General features: G+C 70.0%; 16 protein-coding genes and 1 riboswitch. Of the genes, 11 read left to right on the top strand and 5 right to left on the bottom strand.

Annotation, left to right across the window (positions count from 1 at the left end; genetic code table 11):
• Positions 1 to 163: 163 nt before the first annotated feature.
• Complete coding sequence (locus OG718_RS47355; protein WP_328847959.1) at positions 164 to 1,348, bottom strand: right-handed parallel beta-helix repeat-containing protein; 1,185 nt, start codon at positions 1,346 to 1,348, stop codon at positions 164 to 166.
• Positions 1,349 to 1,587: 239 nt separating this feature from the next.
• On the opposite strand from OG718_RS47355, the gene OG718_RS47360 reads away from it, so the two are divergent.
• Entirely contained in the window at positions 1,588 to 1,980 is a 393-nt protein-coding gene (locus OG718_RS47360) for a four-helix bundle copper-binding protein (protein ID WP_143634181.1), read from the top strand.
• A gap of 99 nt (positions 1,981 to 2,079) precedes the next feature.
• On the opposite strand, the gene OG718_RS47365 is transcribed toward OG718_RS47360, so the two are convergent.
• A complete protein-coding gene (locus OG718_RS47365; protein ID WP_328847089.1) occupies positions 2,080 to 2,739 on the bottom strand; it encodes a histidine phosphatase family protein in 660 nt (219 codons plus the stop codon).
• A gap of 130 nt (positions 2,740 to 2,869) precedes the next feature.
• Positions 2,870 to 3,011, top strand: a riboswitch (cobalamin riboswitch).
• 36 nt (positions 3,012 to 3,047) lie between these two features.
• Between OG718_RS47365 and OG718_RS47370 the strand changes: the two genes are divergently transcribed.
• From OG718_RS47370 to OG718_RS47395, 6 genes are all read left to right on the top strand, one after another.
• Complete coding sequence (locus tag OG718_RS47370) at positions 3,048 to 3,272, top strand: CbtB domain-containing protein (protein WP_055611616.1); 225 nt, start codon at positions 3,048 to 3,050, stop codon at positions 3,270 to 3,272.
• Between the two features lie 32 nt (positions 3,273 to 3,304).
• A complete protein-coding gene (locus OG718_RS47375; protein WP_143633761.1) occupies positions 3,305 to 4,075 on the top strand; it encodes a CbtA family protein in 771 nt (256 codons plus the stop codon).
• A gap of 202 nt (positions 4,076 to 4,277) precedes the next feature.
• Positions 4,278 to 5,468: an acyl-CoA dehydrogenase family protein gene (locus OG718_RS47380; RefSeq protein WP_143633763.1), complete on the top strand. Its 1,191-nt coding sequence runs from the start codon at positions 4,278 to 4,280 to the stop codon at positions 5,466 to 5,468.
• An 84-nt stretch (positions 5,469 to 5,552) separates the two neighbouring features.
• Positions 5,553 to 6,335: an oxygenase MpaB family protein gene (locus tag OG718_RS47385; RefSeq protein WP_143634183.1), complete on the top strand. Its 783-nt coding sequence runs from the start codon at positions 5,553 to 5,555 to the stop codon at positions 6,333 to 6,335.
• A 60-nt stretch (positions 6,336 to 6,395) separates the two neighbouring features.
• Positions 6,396 to 8,618, top strand: a complete 2,223-nt coding sequence (locus tag OG718_RS47390; RefSeq protein ID WP_328847090.1) for a serine/threonine-protein kinase — start codon at positions 6,396 to 6,398, stop codon at positions 8,616 to 8,618.
• Between the two features lie 180 nt (positions 8,619 to 8,798).
• The gene (locus OG718_RS47395) at positions 8,799 to 10,364 is read left to right on the top strand and encodes a phytoene desaturase family protein (protein WP_328847091.1); all 1,566 of its coding nucleotides are present in this window, start codon (positions 8,799 to 8,801) and stop codon (positions 10,362 to 10,364) included.
• A gap of 101 nt (positions 10,365 to 10,465) precedes the next feature.
• Here OG718_RS47395 and OG718_RS47400 read toward each other — a convergent pair whose 3' ends face one another.
• On the bottom strand, positions 10,466 to 12,253 hold the full coding sequence (locus tag OG718_RS47400; protein WP_328847092.1) for a serine hydrolase: 1,788 nt from the start codon (positions 12,251 to 12,253) through the stop codon (positions 10,466 to 10,468).
• Between the two features lie 208 nt (positions 12,254 to 12,461).
• On the opposite strand from OG718_RS47400, the gene OG718_RS47405 reads away from it, so the two are divergent.
• Together OG718_RS47405 and OG718_RS47410 are read left to right on the top strand one after the other, a co-directional pair.
• Complete coding sequence (locus OG718_RS47405) at positions 12,462 to 13,571, top strand: NAD(P)H-dependent flavin oxidoreductase (protein WP_143633769.1); 1,110 nt, start codon at positions 12,462 to 12,464, stop codon at positions 13,569 to 13,571.
• Positions 13,568 to 15,118, top strand: a complete 1,551-nt coding sequence (locus OG718_RS47410) for an acyl-CoA synthetase (protein ID WP_328847093.1) — start codon at positions 13,568 to 13,570, stop codon at positions 15,116 to 15,118. Before OG718_RS47405 ends, OG718_RS47410 begins: the two co-directional genes overlap by 4 nt.
• Positions 15,119 to 15,120: 2 nt before the next feature.
• On the opposite strand, the gene OG718_RS47415 is transcribed toward OG718_RS47410, so the two are convergent.
• Both OG718_RS47415 and OG718_RS47420 read right to left on the bottom strand, forming a co-directional pair.
• Positions 15,121 to 16,443, bottom strand: a complete 1,323-nt coding sequence (locus tag OG718_RS47415; RefSeq protein ID WP_328847960.1) for an acyltransferase family protein — start codon at positions 16,441 to 16,443, stop codon at positions 15,121 to 15,123.
• A 204-nt stretch (positions 16,444 to 16,647) separates the two neighbouring features.
• Positions 16,648 to 19,053 (bottom strand): penicillin acylase family protein, encoded by a 2,406-nt coding sequence (locus tag OG718_RS47420; RefSeq protein ID WP_328847094.1) that lies wholly within the window; start codon positions 19,051 to 19,053, stop codon positions 16,648 to 16,650.
• 132 nt (positions 19,054 to 19,185) lie between these two features.
• On the opposite strand from OG718_RS47420, the gene OG718_RS47425 reads away from it, so the two are divergent.
• Together OG718_RS47425 and OG718_RS47430 are read left to right on the top strand one after the other, a co-directional pair.
• Positions 19,186 to 20,688: an acyl-CoA synthetase gene (locus OG718_RS47425; protein WP_328847095.1), complete on the top strand. Its 1,503-nt coding sequence runs from the start codon at positions 19,186 to 19,188 to the stop codon at positions 20,686 to 20,688.
• A gap of 203 nt (positions 20,689 to 20,891) precedes the next feature.
• Positions 20,892 to 23,018 (top strand): sulfatase, encoded by a 2,127-nt coding sequence (locus OG718_RS47430; RefSeq protein WP_443055381.1) that lies wholly within the window; start codon positions 20,892 to 20,894, stop codon positions 23,016 to 23,018.
• Positions 23,019 to 23,030: the final 12 nt, after the last annotated feature.

Consider the following 23,030-nt stretch of genomic DNA (forward strand, 5'->3'; position numbering starts at 1 on the left):
CGAAGGGGCGGGAGGCGCCGGTCGCGTCCGGGGCGGTGGCGGGTCTGTAGGGGTTGTCTGGCGTGATCATCTGCGGCTCTCCTCGTTCGGACTGTGCTGGTGCTGCTGGTTGCGCCAGTCCCGTGGGCCCCGGGGTCGTCCGTCCCGGGGCCCACGGGGTGGTTCAGAAGCGGGCCCCGATGGCTGTGCCGTTCTTCGGGACGAGCAGGTCCCGGGCGGGCGGAAGGGAGCCGTCGGACGAACGCGGTCCCGTGATGGTGCCCGTGTTCGTGCTCACGACCGACGAGTCGTTCCAAGTACCGCCCAGATCCCAGGAGTTGCCGGAGGACATGGTGCCGGAGCCGAGTGCCGCGGGCCGTGCGTCCGCGACGGACAGGTTGGCGGTCAGGACCGCTTTTCCGCCCGAGCCGTCGGCGTCGAAGCCCGTGCCGGTGTTACGGAACGTGGTGGTGCGACTGAGGGCGAGCGCGCCCGGATTGCCGTTGTCGGTGACTCCGTGCGCCGCGTTCCGAAACGCGAGCGAGTTGCGCAGGATGTGGGCCACCGCCGGCGCCGGGCTCCCGCCGCCCAGCTTGAAGCCGTTGCCGTCGCCCGCGAAGTCCGGGAAGTTCCACCGGTTGAAGCCGTTGCCGTACGCGATCGTGTTCTCGACGACGATCGGCGAGGTGAACTTCCAGGCGTCGTAGCCGTCGTCGACGTTGTTCCACAGCCTCGCGCCCCGAACGACGTTTCCGCTCCCGCTGCCTTCCTTGATGGCCAGTCCGTCCGCGCTCTCGCCGTTCTTGCGCGGGTCGCGATTGCCGTAACTGTCCAGGTTCAGGATCTGGTTGCCCGCGGAGGCGCCCTGGAGCTGGAAGCCGGACTCGTAGTTGTCGTGGGTGATGAGGCGGGAGAACACGTTGTTGTTGCAGCCGTCGCAGTAGTAGCCGTACGGCCCGTTGACGATCTCCAGACCGGAGACCTTCCAGTAGGAGGCCTCCTGGTGGATGGCCCCGCGCTCGGCGCGCGGGATGCTGCCGCCGACCGGTGTGTGGCTGGCCGGCAGCTGCTCGCCGTCGATGACGACGCGCTCGCCCTGGTAGGCGCCGAGGGAGATCGGCTGCGACGCCGTGCCCGAGGTGGTGATCGTGATGTTGTCGGTCAGGGCGTAAGTACCGCCCCGTACGAGGATGGTGTCGCCCGCCTTCGCCCTGTCGACGGCTTTCTGGACGGTCCGCAGCGGTTGGTCGAGGGTGCCGGCGGCGGAGTCGCTGCCGTTGACGGCCACGACGATGGTCGACGCCGCGGCTGCCGGGGCCGGTAGCACCATCGTCGCCAACACGGCACTCAACACTGTCCCTGTGAGCATGCCCGCGATGCGCACGAGGCCTCCTTGTCTGCCGATCCGAAGGTTGTCGCGGGTCAGTGGTCGCACACTCCCGGTTGGTTGCCGGGGTATGCGCACCCGCACGAACGGATCGAAATACCGAACGTAGTTCGGTAAACCGGTCAGAACGTAGAGTGCGGCCGTGACCACGTCAACAACTTCGACACGCCCAGCAACTTCTGGCCCCGCCGCGCGCTGCGAAGACGGGGTTTGGCGTGGCGATGCCCGGCTACCCGAACCGCGTGTCACTAACAGAGCAACAGGAACTCGTTCGTTTCCTCGAGGACCGGTTCGCCTGTGCGCAGGCCTGTACCGAGTGCGCACGGGTCTGCGCCCTGCACGCGAGCCTCGCCGAACTCGACGGCCCCGACGACCAACAGGAGTTGCGGCGCAAGGGCATCCTGTGCGCGGAGGTCTGCGACGCGACCTGCCGCGCCCTGGCCGAGCAGGTCACGCAGGCCGAGGCGGGGATGCGCGCTCAGGTGGAGTGGTGCCGTGCCGTCTGCCTGGAGACCGCCGAGGTCTTCGACCGGAACCCCGGCGCCGAGAAGGGCGCCGAGGCCTGCCGTGACTGCGCACGCGCCTGCACGGAGTTTCTCGCCCTCCTGAGGTGAGGTCTCGTGCGGCGAGTCCCGTGCACAGCTGACGTGTCCCGAGGAACCGTTCAGCCGGGCGCCCGCCGCGGTCTACCTCCCCCGAGCGCCCGCTGCGGCCTACCTCCCGAGCGCCCGCCCGACCCGCACATTCCAGCGCGAGGCCCGCCCGCTGAACTCCGTCACGACCAACGGCGGCACGTCGACGCGCCAGAACGCCGACTCCGGGGCACCCAGCGCCCGCACCACCCCGGCCCGTACGATCTCCGGCTCGACGACGGCGATGATTCGGACGGAGCCTGGCCCTGAAGCTGAAGCTGAAGCAGAAGTTGAAGCCGAGTCGGAGTCGGAGCCGGAAGCCCCGGAGCCAAGTCCGGAACCCGGATCCGCCACCGCCTCCAGCCACTTCGCGACGCGTTCGCACAGGCCGACCACCGACTCGCCGCCGTGCGGTGCGGACGACGGGTCCGCGAGCCAGCGTCCCACCGCCTCCGGTTCGTCGGTGCTCACCTCGGCCAGGGTCGCCCCGCGCCAGCGGCCCACGTCCAGGCCGGCCAGCTCCGGTTCGGTGACGGCGAGGGTGTCGAGCCCGAGGGCGGCGGCCGTCTCCCGGCAGCGAACGGTGGGCGAGACCAGGACCTGGTCGGCGGTCGGCAGCGAGCCCGCGGCCGCCTCGGCGAGTCGCAGCCCGGCCGGATCGACGGGGCATCCGTCGTCGAAACGCGCCTCCCGCAACGCCGCGCTCATCGCTGGTGAGATCAACATCACTCGGCTGGTCATCGGCCCGTCCTCGCGTTCCACACGTGCTCAACACCCCTGTCCGTACCGGGAATTGGGGGCGTGACCAGGGCACCGGCGCGCCCCCGGCATTCCGTGCGCCCTTGGCCGCGCCTCCGCTTCGCGGTACCTTCTCGTCGATATTGACGACGGTACGACGGAAGCCGGTGAGAATCCGGCACGGTCGCGCCACTGTAAGCCCCGCACAACCGCCTCCCACCAGGGGAGGCGGAGGTCGAGCAAGTCAGACCCGTGGCCGTCGTCCTGTGCACCACCGAGATGGGACGCGAGTTCCCCCAGGAGGTCCTGCCATGGCGCAGTCCGCCGTCGCTCAGCCGACCGTAACCACCCCCGACGTACCCGCAAAGCTGCCGATCGGCGCGATCGCTCCCTGGGCGGTCTTCCTCGGCATCCTCATGCTGGTGCTGCTCTACTTCGTCGGCGCCGAACAGGGTGCCACCTCCCTGGTCTCCGGCGAAGGCGTGCACGAGTGGGTGCACGACGCCCGCCACCTGCTCGGCTTCCCCTGCCACTGACGGCGACAAAGAACCGACAGGACAACAACCCAATGAACTCCGTCACCGTCAGAAATCTCCTGGTGCGCGGCATGCTCGCGGGGCTTGCCGCGGGTGTGCTCGCCCTGGTCGTCGCCTACTTCCTGGGCGAACCCCGGGTGGACGAGGCCATCGCGTTCGAGGAGGCCCACGCCCACGAACACGGCGGCGAGGAACTCGTCACCCGTGCCATGCAGTCCACCGGCGGCCTGTCCACCGGCGTCCTCGTCTACGGGGTCGCGTTCGGCGGCATCGCCGCTCTCGCGTACTGCTTCGCCCTCGGCAGGATCGGCCGCTTCGGGCCGCGCGCCAGCGCGCTGCTGATGGCGGGCGCCGGTCTGGTCGCGGTCTACCTGGTGCCGTTCCTCAAGTACCCGGCGAACCCGCCCGCCGTCGGCGACCCCGACACCCTCAACCAGCGCACCGCGCTGTTCCTTCTCATGATCGTGCTCAGCGTGCTGCTGGCCGTCGCCGCGGTGATCCTCGGCAAACGTCTCGCACCGCGCCTCGGCAACTGGAACGCCACCCTCGCGGCGGGCGCGTTCTTCGTCCTGGCCGTCGGCCTGGCGTACGCGTTCCTGCCCTCCTTCAACGAGGCGCCGGAGGGCTTCCCGGCCACCTTGCTGTGGCAGTACCGACTGGCGACCCTGGCCATCCAGGTGACCCTGTGGACCGCGTACGGCCTGGTCTTCGGGCTGCTCGCGGAGCGCGTGCTGGCTCCCGAGCCGGCGGGGGCCGAGGGCGAGAAGGCGGCCGAAGGGCGGGCAACTCCCGTCGCGCACTGATCCGTTCGCACACTGATCCGTTCACGCGTCGAAGGGCCCCTGGAGCACATTCCCGGGGCCCCTTCGCACGAGTGCGTCCGGTAGGCGCGTACGTCCAGGTGGGTACGTCACCGGCATTCCCAATTTCTGGAACACGTTCTACGGTGTGCGCCGTCAGGTCCGGGTGGCCGAACGAGCGGGCCAGTGGGAGCCAGGAGGCGCCGTGCATCTCGAATACACGCCGGAGCAGCAGCGGTTGCGCACCGAACTACGCGCCTACTTCGCCGAGTTGGTCCCCGACGACGTGTACGCCCGCTACGGCGACCCGGCGGCGCAGAAGCGCTTCTATCGCGAGACCATCCGCCGACTCGGCTCCGACGGCTGGCTCGGCGTGGGCTGGCCGAAGGAGTACGGCGGGCGCGGTCTGACCCCGATGGAACAGTTCATCTTCTTCGACGAGGCCGCTCAGGCAGGCGTTCCGTTGCCGCTGATGGCGCTCAACACGGTCGGGCCGACGATCATGCAGTTCGGTACCGACGAGCAGAAGGGGTACTTCCTGCCGAAGATCCTCTCCGGCGAGCTCGACTTCGCGATCGGCTACAGCGAGCCCGACGCGGGCACGGACCTGGCCGCCCTGAAGACGAAGGCGGTGAGGGAGGGCGACGAGGACACCGGCCACTACACGGTCGACGGCCAGAAGATCTGGACGACGAACGGCGACACCGCCGACTGGGTCTGGCTCGCCGTCCGCACCGACCCCGACGCCCCGCCGCACAAGGGCATCACGATGCTTCTCGTGCCGACCTCCGACCCCGGCTACTCCTGCACGATCATCAACACGCTCGCTTCGCACGACACCACCGCGAGCTACTACGAGAACATCCGCGTCCCCGCGTCACGACGGGTCGGCCAGGAGAACAAGGGCTGGCGGCTGATCACCAACCAGCTCAACCACGAGCGGGTCACTCTCGCCGCGCACGGCACCATGGCCATCCGCGCCCTGCACGACGTACAGCGCTGGGCCATGGAGACCAAGCTCGCGGACGGCCGCCGCGTCGTCGATCTCCCCTGGGTACGCCGCCGCCTCGCCCAGACCCACACGAAGCTCGACGCGATGAAGCTCCTCAACTGGCAGATGGTGAACGCCGTCCAGGAGGGCACGCTCACTCCGCAGGACGCCTCCGCCGTCAAGGTGTACGGCTCCGAGGCCCGGCGGGACGCCTACGCCTGGCTCATGGAGGTCGTAGCCGTGGCCGGTGTCCTCAAGGAGGGCTCCGCGGGCGCCGTGCTCCACGGCGAACTCGAACGCGGCTACCGCTCTGCCGTGATCTTCACCTTCGGCGGCGGCAACAACGAGATCCAGCGGGAAATCATCTCGTGGATCGGTCTGGGTATGCCGAGGGTGCGGCGTTAGCCTGACGGTGTGGATGTGGACCACATCGGCGACCCGGGACTTTACGGCCCATCGTCCGTCGCCTGGCAGCTGCATGCCGACCCCATGATGTGGGTCGCCGGAGTCCGTGCGCTCTACCTCCAGGCACTGCATCCGCGCGCGGTGCGCGGCGTCATGCAGAACTCCGACTTCCGCAAGGACGCGTGGGGCCGGCTGATGCGCACGGCCCACTTCGTCGGCACCACCACGTACGGGACGAAGGAGGCCGCTGAGAAGGCCGGTGCGCGGGTGCGGAAGATTCACACGATGCTCACGGCGACCGACCCCGACACGGGGGAGACGTACCGGATCGACGAGCCCGGGCTGCTGCTCTGGGTCCACTGCGCCGAGGTCGACTCCTGTCTGCACATCATGCGCCGCTCCGGTTTCCATCTGACGGACGCGCAGGCCGACCGCTACATCGACGAACACCGCGTCAGCGCACGCCTGGTGGGCCTCGATCCCGCCGAAGTGCCCTCCGACCAGGCAGAACTGGCCGAGTACTTCGAAAAGACACGCCCTGAACTGGCCGTGGGACCGGAGGCGCGGGACGTGGACGACTTCCTGCGGCGGCCGCCCACCCATCCACTGCTGGTCCCGGCGCGCGCGTTGGTGTGGCGGCGGGTGGCGCAGCTGGCGTACGCCTCACTGCCGCCGTACGCCCATGAGTTGTACGGAAGATCCGTACGGTCGCCCGGCACGGTGACGAGGCAACTGCGACTCACCGGCACCGTGTTGCGCTGTGTTCCCGCACGTCTACGCCGGCAACTGCCGCCCAAACACATTATCCGCGCCATGTCACGGCTCGGCCCCGGCTCGCGCCCGGCCCCGTACAAAGTCGGACGATAGCTCGCCATACTGGACGGGCCAGGGGAGGGCGGGGTCGAGCGACGGGGGCGATCGCAGCAGATGGGGGACACCAGGCTGATCCAGGGCCGGTACCGGTTGCTCGACCTGATCGGTCGAGGGGGGATGGGAGAGGTGTGGCGTGCCCGGGACGAGTCCCTGGGCAGACAGGTCGCCGTCAAGTGCCTCAAACCGTTGGGCCAGCACCACGACAACTCGTTCACGCGTGTGCTGCGGGAGCGGTTTCGCCGAGAGGCGCGGGTGGCCGCGGCCCTCCAGCACCGTGGGGTGACCGTCGTCCACGACTTCGGTGAGTCGGACGGCGTGCTCTATCTGGTGATGGAGCTGCTGGACGGGCGCAATCTCAGTCAGCTCCTCGAGGACAACAAACACCATCCGCTGCCCGTCGCCGACATAGTGGAGATCGGCGAACAGGCGGCCGCCGCCCTCGCGTACACCCACCAACAGGGCATCGTGCACCGGGATCTGAAGCCCGCGAACATCATGCGGCTCGGCGACGGCACGGTGAAGATCTGCGACTTCGGCATCGCCCGCCTCGGGCACGACATCGGCTTCACCTCCAGACTCACCGGTACCGGCATCGCCATGGGCACCCCGCACTACATGTCGCCGGAGCAGATCGGCGGCGACCACGTCGACCACCGCAGCGACCTCTACTCCTTCGGCTGCGTTCTGTACGAGATCGCCACCGGGGCGCCGCCGTTCGACCTCGACGACGCGTGGGCGGTCCTCGTCGGCCACCGGGACACGACCCCCGAGCCGCCGCGCCGCCATCGCGCCGAGCTCCCCGAGTTCCTGGACCGGATCATCCTGGACCTGCTGGCCAAGGAGCCCGAGCAGCGGCCGCACGACGCCCGTGAGCTGGGCCGCCGCATCGGCGCGGGCCGCACCGCGTCGGCGTACGTACCGACCGTGGTGTCGCCCCCGGTGCGGACCGCTACGCCGGAGCGGCCTGCCGCCCGCGAGGAGCGGCTGCCCTCCTGGACCCGCGGTATGACCACCGGCCACAAGGCGACCGGCGCGGGCCTGCGCACCACACCGCCCGATGCCGCCGCGGGCCTCACCGGTGACTGGATCGCCCGCACCGACACACGCGGCACCCAGGAGCCGGGTCCCGCCGAACGGCCCACCCCGTCACCGGAGTTGGTCACCACCCTCACCGGCCGGCACAACGCGGGACTGAGCCTGGGGCGGCTGGGCCGCTGGGCCGAGGCGGGCGAGGTGCACCGCGCGGTCGCCGCCGAACGCGAACACGCGCTCGGCCCCGACCACCCCGACACGCTGGCCAGCCGCTACGAGGTCGGCTTCACCCTCAGCCGCACCGGCCGCCCCGCCGACGCGCTGCGCGAATACGGGCACGTGGCCCAGACCAGGGAGCACGTGTTCGGCCCCGACCACCCGGACACCCTCGCCGCCCGCCAGGAAATGGCCTATGTGCTGGGCCAGTTGGGCCGCCACTTCGAAGCACACCAGGTCTACACGGCAGTGCTGGCGGCCCGGGAACGCGCCATGGGGCCCGAACACCCCGACACCCTGCGCTGCCGTCACAACCTCGCCTTCAACCTCAGCAGACTCGGGCGTCTGGAGGACTCGTACCGGATGGCGAGCGAGGTGGCGGCGGCCCGCGCCCGGGTGCTCGGCGCGAACCATCCCGACACACTCGTCACACGGTACGAAGTGGCGTACGCGCTCGGGCAGTTGGGCCGTTGGCCGGAAGCACTGCAGACGTACCAGGAGGTCGCCGAGGCGCGGGCGCAGGCGCTCGGCCCCGACCATCCCGACACGCTCGCCGCGCGCTACGAGGTCGGCATCAGCCTCGGCCGGCTCGGGCGCAGCGCCCAGGCGCTGGAGCTGTACCGCGGCCTGATCGACGACCGCACCCGCGTCCACGGGCCCGCCCATCCCGAGACCCTGCGCGCCCGGCACGGGCTCGGTGTCAACCTCGGTCGGCTCGGCCGCTGGGAGGAGGCGCTGGCGGAGTCCCGTGACGTGTGCGCGATCCGCGAGCGCGTGCTCGGTCCCGACCACCCGGACACCCTGGTCAGCCGTCGCGAGGTCGCCGTCGGGCTCGGCTGGCTCGGTCGATGGTCTGACGCGCTCACGGAGTACCGCCAGGTGGCCGCCGCGCGCGAGCGGGTGCTGGGCGGCGACCATCCCGACGCGCTGGCCAGCCGCAACGACGAAGCGCACTGTCTGGAGCAGCTGGGGCGTGGTGCGGAGGCGGTGGAGTTGTATCGGAGGGTGGCGGCTTTGCGTCAGCGGTGACGCTCCGCTGGGGTGCGCGGATTCGAGACCGGGGCTCCGCCCCGGGCCCCGGTCGTTGTTCGGCTGCGGGCCGGGTGGGGCTGGTCGCGCAGTTCCCCGCGCCCCCTACGGGGCGCCTGCTACTCGGCCAGCTGCCGCGCACCCCTGGCTGACCTAGATCATCGCGTGTTACCAAGAAGCATGGCTGCATTCGAGGGACACCGGGAGCAGGACGTCGTCATTGTCGGCGGGGGCCACAACGGTCTGGTTGCCGCTGCCTATCTGGCCCGGGCCGGGAAGTCCGTGCTGGTTCTGGAGCGGCTGGGGGTCACCGGCGGGGCGGCCGTGTCCACCAGGCCGTTCGCCGGTGTCGACGCCCGGCTGTCGCGGTACTCGTACCTGGTCAGCCTGCTGCCCCGGAAGATCGTGCGGGACCTCGGCCTGGACTTCCGGGTCCGCGGTCGTACCGTGTCCTCGTACACCCCCACCGAGCGTGACGGACGGCCGACCGGACTGCTCGTCGGGGGCGGCGAACGGCGCACCCGGGAAGCCTTCGCCAAGCTGACCGGGTCCGCCCGTGAGTACCAGGCCTGGCAGCGCTTCTACGGGATGACCGGCCGCGTCGCCAAGAAGGTGTTCCCCACCCTCACCGAACCGCTGCCCACACGCGACGAACTGCGCGGCCGCATCGACGACGACGAGGCCTGGCGCATCCTCTTCGAGGAGCCGCTAGGGGTGACCGTCGAGGACAGCTTCAGCGACGATCTCGTCCGTGGCGTCGTTCTCACCGACGCGCTCATCGGGACCTTCGCCGACGCCCACGACCCGTCCCTGCGGCAGAACCGCTGCTTCCTCTACCACGTGATCGGCGGCGGGACGGGAGCCTGGGACGTGCCGGTCGGCGGCATGGGGGCGCTCACCGACGCCATCGCCGGAGCAGCGCGCGCCGCGGGCGCGGTCGTCGCCACGGGCCACGAGGCGGTCCGGGTGGAGACCGACGGACGGGCCGCCGAGGTCACCTACCGGACCGCGGACGGCGAGCGGACGGTCTCGGCACGGCACGTCCTCGTCAACGCCTCCCCGCAGGAGCTCGCCCGGCTCACCGGCGACGAGCCGTCCGCCCCGGCCGAGGGCGCCCAGCTCAAGGTGAACATGCTGCTGAAGCGACTGCCCCGGCTGCGCGACTCGTCCGTCGATCCGCGCGAGGCCTTCTCCGGGACCTTCCACATCGCCGAGGGATACGAGCAGTTGGCGACCGCACACGCGCAGGCCGCCTCCGGTGTGCTGCCCGAGGCGCCGCCCTCCGAGATCTACTGCCACTCGCTCACCGATCCGACGATCCTCGGCCCGGACCTGGTGCAGCAGGGCTGTCACACGCTCACGCTCTTCGGCCTGCACGCACCCGCCCGGCTCTTCGCCCACGACAACGACGGCGTACGCGAGGAACTGCTCAAGTCGACGCTCGCGCAACTGGACGCGCACCTCGTCGAACCGCTCGCCGACTGCCTGGCGACCGACGCGGACGGACGCCCCTGCATCGAGGCCAAGACACCGCTCGACCTGGAGCGCGACCTGCGGCTGCCCGGCGGCAACATCTTCCACCGCGACCTCGCCTTCCCCTACGCGCAGGAGGGCACGGGCCGCTGGGGCGTGGAGACCGCACACGCGAACGTCCTGCTGTGCGGCGCTGGCGCGGTGCGCGGCGGCGGGGTGAGCGGAGTGCCGGGACACAACGCGGCGATGGCGGTGCTGGAGGAGTCTCCGTGACCGCCAAGTAGCGCCCGGCGACGGCTCGTTCACGCTGTCGCTGTCGCTGTCGCTGTCGCTGTCGCTGTCGCTGTCGCTGTCGCTGTCGTCGGCGGCGCCGGTCAGTCCTTGGCCGCCGTCCAGCCCAGCGCTTCGATCCGTGCCGCGTCCGCGGGCCTGGCCTCGTCGAACACGACCTGGTCGCTGTCCGCGACCCGTTGCGCGTCCACGTACGCGCCTCGGCCGACGTAGAGCCGGTCCGTCGTGTAGCGCCAGCGCACGACGAGTTGCCGGGCCTCGGGGAGATCCGCGGAGAGCCGGTGCCAGGCCCGGCCCGACCAGCCGGTGACGGAACCGGCGGGATGGGACTGCGCGGACTCGCCGTGCCGGACGGTGGTGAACGGCACCGGCTGCCACGTCGTGCCGCCGTCCGTCGAGGACTCCAGGAAGAGGACGTCCGCCTGGGGCTCGGTGTCCCACCACAGGGCGCACCGCAGGCGGCCCCCCGCGCCGAGATCCAGTGCGGGCAGCGTCAGCGTGGCGGACGTGGCGGTCGCCATGCCGGAGAACCAGGCCGTACGTCCTCGCGGGGGCCGCACCGGTACGGCGCGGGCCAGATTGTTGGCGGCGGCCACCCGGGGAGCTGAACCCGACCGCCAACCACGCACGGGGTGAACGGAGTTGCCGAGCACGATGAGGAACGAGTCGGTCGTCGGGTCGAGGACGAGCGAAGTGCCGGTGAAGCCCGTGTGGCCCGCGGTGCGCGGTGTGGCCATCGCGCCCATGTACCAGTGCTGGTAGAGCTCGAAGCCGAGGCCGTGCTCGTCACCCGGGAACGCGGTGTTGAAGTCGGTGAACATCAACTCCACGGACTCGGGCTCCAGGATGCGCGCCCTGCCGTACACACCGCCGTTGAGCAGCGCCCGGCCGAGGACCGCCAGGTCCCACGCGGTGGAGAAGACCCCGGCGTGGCCCGCCACACCGCCGAGGCTGTACGCGTTCTCGTCGTGTACCTCGCCCCAGACGAGGCCGCGGTCGAGCCCCGACCACGGTTTGCGGGCGTCCTCGGTGGCGGCGGTCTTCGGCTTCCAGGAGGCGGGCGGGTTGAAGCGGGTGCGGCGCATCCCGAGCGGAGCGGTGATCTCGCTTCGCAGCAGCGCGTCCAGGGCGCGACCGGTGATCTTCTCCAGGACGAGCTGGAGCGAGATCAGATTGAGGTCCGAGTAGAGGTACTTGGTGCCCGGCGGGTTGAGGGGCGCTTCTTTCCAGATGAGCTGGAGCTTCTCCTCGTACGTCGGTGCGCTGTAGAGCGGGATCCAGGCGCGGAACCCCGAGGTGTGGGTGAGCAGTTGACGGATCGTGATGTCCTGCTTGCCCGCGCCGCCGAAGTCCGGGAGGTACGAGGCGACCTTCCCCTCCAGCTCCAGCGCGCCGCGCTCGATCTGCTGCACGGCGAGGATCGACGTGAACAGCTTCGACACCGAGGCGAGGTCGAAGACCGTGTCCTGCGCCATCGCGATCTGCTGGCCGGCGGGGAACTCGACGGCGGTGTCGGTCTTCTCGTCGTACGCCGAGTAGCGCACCGCCTTGCCGATCGGATGGTGCAGCGCGACCGTGCCGCCGCGCCCGGCGAGCAGCACGGCGCCCGCGTACCAGGGGTACTTGGGGGAGGGGCCGAGGAACGCCTCGGCGTCGGTGACGAGTTGACGCAGATGGGCGGGGAGCAGTCCGGCGCGTTCGGCGGAGCCGTGCCGCAGGGTCGGGCGGCCGTGAGCGTCGCCGTTGCTCTCGGCGGCGTCGGGTGCCGCCGACGCGGCGTGGAGGGGCGCGAGGATCAGCGCGCCGCCCAACGCCGTCAAACCCCGGCCCAGTTGACGCCGGGTCGGCCCGCCGCCCGCTCTGTCCGTCATCGAGGAGCCTTCCGTTGAGACGGTGTGCCGCTGTGGCCGCCTGAAAGTATCTTTCCGAGTTCGCTGTGCTCGGTGAAACTTTTGTGTCAGACGGGGGGCGTGTCAACGGTGCCGTCCGGACCGGTCCCGGTTCGGGAAAATCCATGGAAACTGACGGCCCATCAGAAAAGGTCTTCCTTCGTCCGGAGGACTGCGGCATCCTGCGCCCATGCAGACGGAGCTGAGCAAGAAACTGGGAGTCGAGCACGCCCTCTTCGGCTTCACGCCGTTCCCCGCCGTCGCCGCTGCCATCAGCCGGGCCGGCGGGTTCGGCGTGCTCGGTGCGGTCCGCTACACCGCCCCCGACGACCTCAAACGCGACCTCGACTGGATCGAGGCGCACGTCGACGGTATGCCGTACGGACTGGACGTCGTCATGCCGGCCAAGAAGGTCGAGGGCGTGACCGAGGCGGACGTGGAGGCGATGATCCCCGAGGGGCACCGCCAGTACGTCAAGGACACCCTGGCCAAGTACGGCGTGCCCGAACTGGCCGAGGGCGAGGCGTCCGGCTGGCGCATCACCGGCTGGATGGAACAGGTCGCCCGCAACCAACTTGACGTCGCCTTCGACTATCCGATCAAGCTGCTGGCCAACGCGCTCGGGTCACCGCCCGCCGATGTCATCGAGCGCGCCCACGACCAGAACGTGCTCGTCGCCGCGCTCGCGGGCAGCGCCCGGCACGCGCGCAAGCACGCGGAGGCGGGCATCGACATCGTCGTCGCGCAGGGCTACGAGGCCGGCGGCCACACCGGTGACATCGCCTCGATGGTCCTGACGCCCGAAGTCGTCGAGGCCGTCGCCCCGTTGCCCGTGCTCGCGGCGGGCGGCATCGGCAGCGGACAGCAGATGGCCGCCGCGCTCACTCTCGGCGCCCAGGGTGTGTGGCTCGGCTCCATATGGCTGACCGTCACGGAGGCCGACATGCACTCACGCGCGCTGACCCGGAAGCTGCTCGCCGCCGGGTCGGGCGACACGGTCCGCTCACGCGCGCTGACCGGGAAACCCGCACGCCAGCTGCGTACCGAATGGACCGACGCCTGGGACGACCCCAACGGACCCGGCACGCTCCCCATGCCCCTGCAGGGGCTGCTGGTCGCCGACGCGGTCTCGCGGATCCAGCGGCACGAGGTCGAACCGCTGCTCGGGACACCCGTGGGACAGATCGTCGGGCGGATGAACAGCGAACGCAGCGTCCAGGAAGTCGTCGACGACCTCACCCGCGACTTCGAGAAGGCCGTCGACCGACTCAACCGCATCGCCGGAAGGAGCCACGAGTGAGCCAGCCCCCCAACGGCTTCTGGGCCCAGGCCACCGCCGACCCCGAGCGCACCGTGCTCATCGCGACCGACGGCGAGGAGTGGACCGCCGGACGCCTGCACGCCGAGACCAACCGGCTGGTGCACGGACTGCGCGCCGCCGGGCTCGAACGCGGCGACGCCTTCGCCGTCGTGCTGCCCAACGGCGTCGAGTTCCTCACCGCGTACCTGGCCGCCTCACAGGCCGGCTTCTATCTCGTGCCCGTCAACCACCACCTCGTCGGCCCCGAGATCGCCTGGATCGTCTCCGACTCCGGCGCCAAGGTGCTGATCGCCCACGAGCGGTTCGCCGACGCCGCACGCCACGCGGCCGACGAGGCGAAGCTCCCCGAGGACCGGCGGTACGCGGTCGGCGCGGTCGAGGGCTTCCGGGCGTACGCCGAACTCCTCGACGGGCAGCCCGAGTCGGTCCCTGAGGACCGCACGCTCGGCTGGGTCATGAACTACACATCGGGGACCACGGGCCGCCCGCGCGGCATCCGGCGCCCCCTGCCCGGCAAGCTCCCCGAGGAGACATACCTCGGCGGCTTCCTCGGCATCTTCGGCATCAAGCCGTTCGACGACAACGTGCATCTGGTGTGCTCGCCGCTGTACCACACGGCGGTCCTCCAGTTCGCGGGCGCGTCCCTGCACATCGGGCATCGGCTGGTGCTGATGGACAAGTGGACGCCCGAGGAGATGCTGCGGCTCATCGACGCCCACCGGTGCACGCATACTCATATGGTCCCAACCCAGTTCCACCGCCTGCTGGCGTTGCCGGACCGCACAAGGGCGGCCTACGACGTGTCGTCCATGCGGCACGCCATCCATGGCGCCGCCCCGTGCCCGGACCACGTGAAACGGGCGATGATCGACTGGTGGGGCCACAGTGTCGAGGAGTACTACGCGGCCAGTGAGGGCGGCGGTGCCTTCGCGACCGCCGAGGACTGGCTGAAGAAGCCCGGCACGGTCGGCAAGGCCTGGCCCATCAGCGAACTGGCCGTCTTCGACGACGACGGAAACAGGCTGCCGCCCGGTGAACTGGGCACCGTCTACATGAAGATGAGCACGGGCGGATTCTCGTACCACAAGGACGAGAGCAAGACGAAGAAGAACCGCATCGGGGACTTCTTCACCGTCGGTGACCTGGGGTATCTCGACGAGGACGGTTATCTCTTCCTCCGCGACCGCAAGATCGACATGATCATCTCGGGCGGGGTCAACATCTACCCCGCCGAGATCGAGGCCGCCCTGCTCACCCACCCCGCCATCGCCGACGCCGCCGCCTTCGGGATTCCGCACGACGACTGGGGCGAGGCGGTCAAGGCCGTCGTCGAGCCGGCCCCCGGCTTCGAGGCGGGCGAGGCCCTGGCCGCGGCGATCCTGGAGCACTGCGAGCAGCAACTGGCCGGATACAAGCGGCCCAGGAGCGTCGACTTCATCGAGACGATGCCGCGCGATCCCAACGGGAAGCTGTACAAGCGGCGACTGCGGGATCCGTACTGGGAGGGGCGGACCCGTCCCGTGTGAGGTCAGGATCCGACGGACACATCGCCCTGGACCTCCGCTCGGTCCGGGGCGATGGGACGTGCAGTGCGACGTGCGCTGTGATGTGCATCGGGCGGACTCGTGGGACGTACCTGAGGCTTCTTGGGGTGCACGTGCGGCACAGGCGCCCGGCGCGACGGCTCGACGCGGCGTGCCAGCTTCCGGCCCCACGCCTGGCCCGGAGCCTCGATGTACCGGTAGGTCAGCGCGCACAGCGGCAGCAGCACGGCGAAGAACGCCACCACGAGTACGGGATTGTCCCGCGGCCACCGGCCGATCGTGCCGTCACTCACCGCCAGCAGCACCGGATGCAGCAGATACACCGAGTAACTGATCATTCCCAGCCATACCAGCCAGCGCGGTATCCGCCGGTGGCGCAACGCCAGCGCGACACCGAAGGTGAGCACGGCGAGCAGGAACGCCACGATCCAGCCCTGCCGGGTGAAGGGGGCCTCGTCGCTGTTCCAGTACGCGCTGGACACGGCGCAGGCGATCACCACCGCGGCCGTGCAGGCCGCCCACCACCAGCTGCTCCGACCGTGCTCGGCCCGGTGGACGGCGGTGCCCAGGAACATCACGGCGAGGATGATCAGGCCTTCCCACAAGGGAACCGTGCCGTTGAACGGGACCAGGACGAGCGCCAGCACTCCACCCAGCACACCGCCGAACACGCGAAGCGCGGGTGATCCGGCGCTCGCACAGCAGATCGCGACCGCCAGGGCGCCAGTGGCGAGCCCGATCAGCGGGCCGGTGCCGACCAGGTCGGACAGAGCGGAATCCGGCAGCGTGACCCCTGCCGCCACGCTCACGGCGGCGAGCACGGCCAGGGTGACGGCGACCGCCGCCGACCGCTGGTGCATATGCACAGAGAAGAGCGCGACGACCAGCAGATAGAACGCCATCTCGTACGAGAGCGTCCACAGGACGAGCAGAACACTTGGCGTCCCCAGCAGCTCTTGAAGCAGACCGGCATGGGCGACGGTCGCCGTGGCCGTGCTCTGGTGGCCGAAGTCGCGCATGTCCGCGAGGCCCAGGAGGTTGATCGCGAGGACGGCGGCGACGGCAGTCGCCCAGAGCGGGTACATGCGGAACACCCGCCCGATCCAGAACGTCCGGACACAGCCCCGGCGCTCCAGCGAGGCGGGGATGATGTAGCCGCTGACCAGGAAGAACACCAGGATTCCGTACCGGCCGGTGTTGAACTGCGGCATCAGTTCCTGCCGGAAGTCCGCCATGAAGGAGTACGACGCGTGCTCGAACACCACGACGAGTGCCGCGATGCCACGCAACGCGTCCAGCCAGGCCAGCCGCAGTGGACCGGCCGCTGTCCGAGGTGCGGGTAGTGGATCGGATACGGAGGGTGACCGTTCCAGGGTCGGAGGCCGGATTGAGGGCCTGATGTCCATAACAGCCATTACGCGCCCTTTGTCGCCTATGGTCAACGACGACTCGGGGCCGGTGTGCATGCGTGTGGTCCCGCCCCATATGGGGCGGGACCACATATGCCCTGCCTACTCGCGCACCCGCACCACCTTCAGCGCGGGCGAGGAGAGGATGTCCTTCTCGCAGAAGCGGGACGTCACCCACTTCTCACGCGAGAACAGCCGCGTCTGGTCGGCGAAGTGGTCCGAGTTCGGATTCGACGACTGGGAGTACGTGAGGAGCGTCCGGGCCACCGGGCAGCCGCTGCCGTCCCAGCCGACCGCCTGGATGTGGCTCGAACCCGTGCTGACCTCCGTGTATCCGCCCGCTGCCGCGTTCCACACCGACTCGATCTTGTTCCACACGCCGAGCGACTCGGTGCCGCCCGGAACCGGGATGCGCCGACCATCGCGTACGACGAACTGGTTCGCCCCGAGTTTCGCGTCCAGGGCGATCCCCGCCGTACGCAGTTCGGTCACGGCGTCGGCGAGGACCCTGGCGAAGCCCGGCGCGTCCGTGTTCAGGGTGTTCGGGGTGCGAACCGGGTCAGCCGCCGAGAACGGCACCTTCCACAGTTGCGCACCCGGCACCGCCCTGATCAGCTTCCGCCAGAACCGGTCGAAGAGCAGCGCACCCCTGCTGTCGGTGTCCATGGAGCGGTCCCACGCCTTGAGCGCGCCGCAGGCCTCCGTGACGTCAACCTCCTTGCCGTCGCTCCCCGTTGCCGTGCCTCCCGGGAGAGCGGCGCACGCGCGGGCGGCGGCGTCCGCCGCGAGATCACCCGCGGGCACCCGGTTCGTGAACTGCAGGCGCTGGAGGTCCTTCACGGTCAGGTCACCGCGTCCGGCCATGGCAGCCACGTCCTCGATCGCGCCACGGGTGCGCATCGAGCGCTGGGTGCCGACCGTGCCGAAGATCCGCTCGTAACCCGTCAGCGGCCGGTCGGCGTTGGCCAGCCATGCGCTGTCGTTGGAGTTCTCCGCGTACGGCGCGTCCTTCAGCGTCGGCATCCGTGCGGGCCCGAAGATCCCCGGCTGTACGGCGTCGGTGTCGCTGCCGAGTGCGCAGTCGCCGCGCGAGCCGTCGAGGACCGCGACACCCGCGGCCGGATACGTGGTCTTGCCGAGCGCGGTCGAGCAGCGGGTCGCCAACTCGTTCGTGACCCGGGGCAGTACCTGCGACTGGGTGAACAGGGAGTGACCCGAGGAGTCGGCCGCGATGGTGTTCACCCAGGGCAGGCCCTGGTTCCGGGCGAGCGATCCGAGGACGTCGGCGGTGCTGCGCGCCTTGCCGAAGCCGAGGGAGGTGTCGGCGAAGCGCAGGTTCGCCGCGTTCGGGTCGTTGAGCGCGTACGCCGTGGTCGTGGTCCAGGGCAGTGGCAGTTCGCCGTCGGGGGAGGAGAGCACCGGGCCGTAGCGGGTCCACCACTGCGATCGGGTCACCGGCGTGCCGTCCTTGACCGCGACGGTCACGGTTCGCTCGGTCATCCGCTCGGGTGTGCCGTCGACCAGGTAGGCCGTCGGATCGCCCGGAACGAGTGTGAGCTGATGGATGGTGAAGGGGACACCGGTCGAGACGGTGTGGCTCCACGCCACACGCGCGTTGTACCCGATGGAGATCGTCGGTGTGCCGAGCAGCGAGCCGCCCGCGACGTTCAGCTCGCCCGGGATCGTCTGCTGCGCCTGCCAGAACCGGCGCCCGCCGTGCCACGGATAGTGCGGGTTGCCCAGCAGCAGACCACGGCCGTTCGCCGTCGTACTGCCGTCGAAGGCGACCGCGTTGGATCCCATGGAGCTGTCGGGCAGCAGATCGCGCACGGCACGGACCAGGCTCTCGGCGTCCGGGGTGCGGGCGGCCCGGGTGGCGGAGCCGGTCGGCGGCCGCGCGGTGGTGATGTCGTCGACGGTGCCTCCCTGACCGCCGAGCACGGACAGGGCGTACATACGGGTGGCCACGTCGAGTGCGGTGACCGGCCGCACCCAGGTGGCGCCCTTGCAGGCCGGGTCGTCGATCCGCTTCTGCCTCAGCCAGGCGTTGTAGCCGGCCGCCCAGCCGCGCATCAGGTCCTTCACCTGACGGCTCGGCCCTCGGGGTGCCGGCCGGTCCAGCAGTTTCTGCACGGTGCCGGCGTCCCGCACCCCGCGGAAGTACAGGTCGCTGGAGAGGTTCTCGCCGGCCGACGAGAGGGAGCCGTCCGGCGCCGCGGCGGGGCCGAAGACGCGGGAGCGCTCGCCGCGAACGGTCACGAAGCCGTCGGCGAGCACACACACCTGGTCGGCGGCCTGCGCCCAGCCGGTGCCGAAGCCGAGATTCGCGTAGTCCTTCGCGACGACGTGTGGAAGGCCGTACTCGGTATAGCGGACGACGGCGGACAGACCACCGTGCGCGGGGCGTTCCTGACGGTCCTGGCTCTGAGCCGTGGCGGCCGGCAGTGCGGCCGAGGCGGTGGCCAGGGCGACGGCCGTGACGACGAGCCGTCTCAGACGGGTACGCATCGTGCCTCCCAACATCATTGAGGGAAGGGGCGGTTGAGCGTGACAAAGGTGTACGCCGTACAGGCGCTTGGGTCCTGACCTCCTGGGACGGGACTTGACCCCGCTCGCGGAACGGAACGAGGATCACGTGTCATGACGCCTGGACACGGCAGCACGGTTGACGGGGTGCTGCGCCGCAGTGCCCGACGTACCCCCGAGCGCACAGCGGTCACCTACCGCGACCGCTCCTGGACATACGCCGAACTCGACGAGGCCGTCTCGCGCGCGGCCCAGGTGCTGATCTCCTCGGGCCTGACCCCCGGCGACCGCGTCGGCGCCTACGGCCACAACTCGGACGCGTACCTCATCGGCTTCCTGGCCTGCGCCCGGGCCGGGCTCGTCCACGTACCGGTCAACCAGAACCTGACGGGCGACGACCTCTCGTACATCGTCGGCCAGTCCGGGAGCACGCTCGTCCTCGCCGACCCCGGCCTCACGGACCGGCTCCCCGACGGCGTACGGGTGGTGCCGCTGCGCGACGCCGACGACTCGTTGCTCGCACGGCTGGAATCGACAGCCCCGTACGACGGTCCCGAGCCGCGTACCGAGGATCTGGTGCAGCTGCTCTACACCTCCGGTACGACGGCCCTCCCAAAGGGCGCGATGATGACGCACCGCGCGCTCGTGCACGAGTACCTGAGCGCGATCACCGCCCTCGACCTGAGTGCGGGCGACCTGCCCGTGCACTCGCTGCCGCTCTACCACTCGGCGCAGATGCACGTGTTCCTGCTGCCGTATCTCGCGGTCGGGGCGCAGAACATCATCCTCGACGCACCCGACGCCGAGCAGCTCTTCGACCTGATCGAGGCCGGCCGTGCGGACAGTCTCTTCGCGCCGCCCACCGTGTGGATCGGCCTGTCGAACCGCCCCGACTTCGCGACCCGTGACCTGAGCGGGCTGCGCAAGGCGTACTACGGGGCGTCGATCATGCCGGTGCCCGTCCTCGAACGGCTGCGGGAACGGCTCCCCAAGCTGGCCTTCTACAACTGTTTCGGCCAGAGCGAGATCGGCCCGCTGTCCATGGTCCTCGCGCCGAACGAGCACAGGAAGGCGCGCCTGGACTCCTGCGGACGTCCGGTGCTGTTCGTGGACGCGAGAGTGGTCGACGAGAACGGCAAGGACGTGCCCGACGGCACGTCCGGTGAAGTCGTCTACCGGTCACCGCAGTTGTGCGAGGGCTACTGGGACAAGCCCGAGGAGACGGCCGAGGCCTTCCGGGACGGCTGGTTCCACTCCGGCGATCTGGTGGTGCGGGACGCCCAGGGATACTTCACCGTCGTCGACCGGGTGAAGGACGTCATCAACTCCGGGGGCGTCCTGGTCGCTTCACGGCAGGTCGAGGACGCGCTCTACACGCATCCCGAGGTGGCCGAGGTCGCGGTGATCGGGCTGCCGGACGACCGCTGGATCGAGGCCGTGACCGCGGTGGTCGTGCCTCGTGGCACGGTCACCGAGGACGAACTGGTCGCCCACGCGCGCGAGAACCTCGCTCATTTCAAGGCGCCGAAGCGGGTGGTGTTCGTGGACGAACTGCCCCGTAACGCCAGTGGGAAGATCCTCAAGCGGGAGCTGAGGGACCGGTTGGGAGAGGCTTGACCTTGGGCCGGGCGCGACGGCCGCACTCCCGGTGGTTGAATCCGTGGTGGTCGGATCCTCGGTCGGTGAACTGAATCCGCCGGTGAGCCGTACCAGTAACGGCGGCCCGACTACCCGAGCCTGGCCCGCCGCATCACCACCGGGTTTCGCACGGAAGGACCTTCGGGTTGTCGCGCACCACGAACTCTCGCCAGCTGCCGGACATGGACCGGACAACCCCGGAGCCCGAAGTGACGCCGGAGGCTTCTCCGGCGGACACGCCCGACGACACCCGGCTCGACACCCCTGTCGAAGAGGAACCCGCGGTCGGCATCGCCGTGGCTTCTGACAAGACCTCCGAGGCGGAGGGGAAAACCGAGGCGGAGGGGAAAGCAGCCTCCGAAGAAGCTCCTGTGGCTGAGGAGAGCAAGGTCTCGGAGGGGACCCCTGCCGTTGACTCGGACGGGACTCCCGCTGTTGAGGAGGACGCGGCTTCGGAGGAGGCTGCGGCGGTCGAGAAGAACGCGGCTTCCGAAAAGACCTCCGCAGTCGAGAACAGCGCGGCCTCCGAAGAGACCCCCGCGGTCGAGAACAGCGCGGCCGCCGAGAAGGACCCCGTAGTCGAGGGGAGTACCGCCTCCGACGAGGACACCTCCGCGAGCGACCGCCCCGCCGAGACCCCGGACGAGCCCGCCGCCCCGCGCAAGTGGCGGGAGCGGCACGCCGTCGCCGCGCGCAACGTGGGATGGACCGTCACGGGCCTGTCCCTCCTGCTCGTCTGCTTCGCGCTCCTCATGCCGACCTCCGCCCCCAAGTTCACGCCCGGCGTGTTCCTGCGCATCCCGGTGGAGGCGGTCCTTGGCGCAGCCGTCCTCATCGTCCTGCCGCGCAGGCCACGGATCGTGGTGGCGATCCTCTCCGGCGCGATCCTCGGACTGCTGACCGTTCTGAACCTCCTTGACGTCGGCTTCAACATGTTCCTCGGCCGGGGCTTCAACGTGGTCCTCGACTGGGTCCTGTTCGACGACGCGCAGTCGTACCTCAAGGACACGATGGGCAACGGCGGCGCGATCGGCGCCGTGATCGCGGTCGTGGCCCTCGTCCTCATCGTGCTGGTCCTGATGACCCTGGCGGTGCTCCGCGTGAGCAACGTCATGACCCGCAACCGCGACGCGGCCAGCCGCATCACCCTGGTGGTCGGGACCGCCTGGGTCACCTGCGCGGCGCTCGGCCTGCAGCTGTCCGGCCCGGGTATCGCGGCCAGGACCACGGTCGCCCGCGTCGAGGACCGCGTGAACCGGGTGCAGGCGACCCTCAAGGACGAGGCGGCGTTCGCCAAGGAGGCGAAGAAGGACTCCTTCGGCGGTACCCCGGGCGCCCAGCTGCTCACCGATCTGCGCGGCAAGGACGTCATGATCGCTTTCATCGAGAGCTACGGCCGCAGCGCGATCGAGGACGAGGCCACCGCCGCGGGCGTCGACGCGACGCTCACGGCCAAGAACGAGGCGCTGACCAAGGCCGGCTACTCCGCCAAGAGCGGCTGGCTCACCTCGGCGACGTACGGCGGCAGCAGTTGGCTCGGCCACTCGACCTTCCTGTCGGGCCTGTGGATCAACAACCAGAACCGCTATCGCACCGTCACCGCGGGCGAGCACCTGACCCTCACCGGCGCCTTCCAGCGCACCGGCGCCTGGCGGACCGTGGGCGTCATGCCGGGCGTCCAGAAGAACTGGCCGGAGGGCAAGTTCTACGGCCTCGACAATGTCTACGACTCCCGGGAACTCGGCTACGAGGGCCCGAAGTTCAGCTGGTCGACCATGCCCGACCAGTACGCCCTGAGCGCCTTCGAGCGCCTTGAGCACGGCAAGAAGCGCGACAAACCGCTGATGTCGGAGATCATCCTGACCTCCAGCCACCAGCCCTGGGCCCCGATCCCCAAGATGATCCCCTGGGACCAGGTCGGCGACGGCTCGGTCTACGAGGGCATCGAGAAGGCGGGCAAGGACCCCGCGGACGTGTTCTACGACTCCAAGAAGGTCAAGGAGGAGTACGGCAAGTCCATCCAGTACTCGGTGAACTCCCTCATCGACTACGTGGTGAAGTACGGCAGCAAGAACACCGTCCTCGTGTTCCTGGGCGACCACCAGCCGCTGGCCAGCGTCAGCGGCAGCAACGCCAGCCGGGACGTGCCCGTCTCGATCGTCGCCCACGACAAGTCCGTACTCGACAAGATCGACGACTGGGGCTGGACGGACGGCATCAAGCCCGACAAGTCGGCACCGGTATGGAGGATGGACTCCTTCCGCGACCGCTTCCTGACGGCGTACGGCTCGACGCCCGCCAAGCGATAGGGACGTCGCGGT

Source organism: Streptomyces sp. NBC_00258, from assembly GCF_036182465.1.
Taxonomy (GTDB): Bacteria; Actinomycetota; Actinomycetes; order Streptomycetales; family Streptomycetaceae; genus Streptomyces.

Excerpts from the sequence above, each read along its gene's own strand:
- OG718_RS47355 (WP_328847959.1), bottom strand. The coding sequence starts at position 1,348 with ATGCTCACAGGGACAGTGTTGAGTGCCGTGTTGGCGACGATGGTGCTA.
- OG718_RS47360 (WP_143634181.1), top strand. The coding sequence starts at position 1,588 with ATGCCCGGCTACCCGAACCGCGTGTCACTAACAGAGCAACAGGAACTC.
- OG718_RS47365 (WP_328847089.1), bottom strand. The coding sequence starts at position 2,739 with ATGACCAGCCGAGTGATGTTGATCTCACCAGCGATGAGCGCGGCGTTG.
- OG718_RS47370 (WP_055611616.1), top strand. The coding sequence starts at position 3,048 with ATGGCGCAGTCCGCCGTCGCTCAGCCGACCGTAACCACCCCCGACGTA.
- OG718_RS47375 (WP_143633761.1), top strand. The coding sequence starts at position 3,305 with ATGAACTCCGTCACCGTCAGAAATCTCCTGGTGCGCGGCATGCTCGCG.
- OG718_RS47385 (WP_143634183.1), top strand. The coding sequence starts at position 5,553 with ATGATGTGGGTCGCCGGAGTCCGTGCGCTCTACCTCCAGGCACTGCAT.
- OG718_RS47390 (WP_328847090.1), top strand. The coding sequence starts at position 6,396 with ATGGGGGACACCAGGCTGATCCAGGGCCGGTACCGGTTGCTCGACCTG.
- OG718_RS47395 (WP_328847091.1), top strand. The coding sequence starts at position 8,799 with ATGGCTGCATTCGAGGGACACCGGGAGCAGGACGTCGTCATTGTCGGC.
- OG718_RS47400 (WP_328847092.1), bottom strand. The coding sequence starts at position 12,253 with ATGACGGACAGAGCGGGCGGCGGGCCGACCCGGCGTCAACTGGGCCGG.
- OG718_RS47405 (WP_143633769.1), top strand. The coding sequence starts at position 12,462 with ATGCAGACGGAGCTGAGCAAGAAACTGGGAGTCGAGCACGCCCTCTTC.
- OG718_RS47420 (WP_328847094.1), bottom strand. The coding sequence starts at position 19,053 with ATGCGTACCCGTCTGAGACGGCTCGTCGTCACGGCCGTCGCCCTGGCC.
- OG718_RS47425 (WP_328847095.1), top strand. The coding sequence starts at position 19,186 with ATGACGCCTGGACACGGCAGCACGGTTGACGGGGTGCTGCGCCGCAGT.
- OG718_RS47430 (WP_443055381.1), top strand. The coding sequence starts at position 20,892 with ATGGACCGGACAACCCCGGAGCCCGAAGTGACGCCGGAGGCTTCTCCG.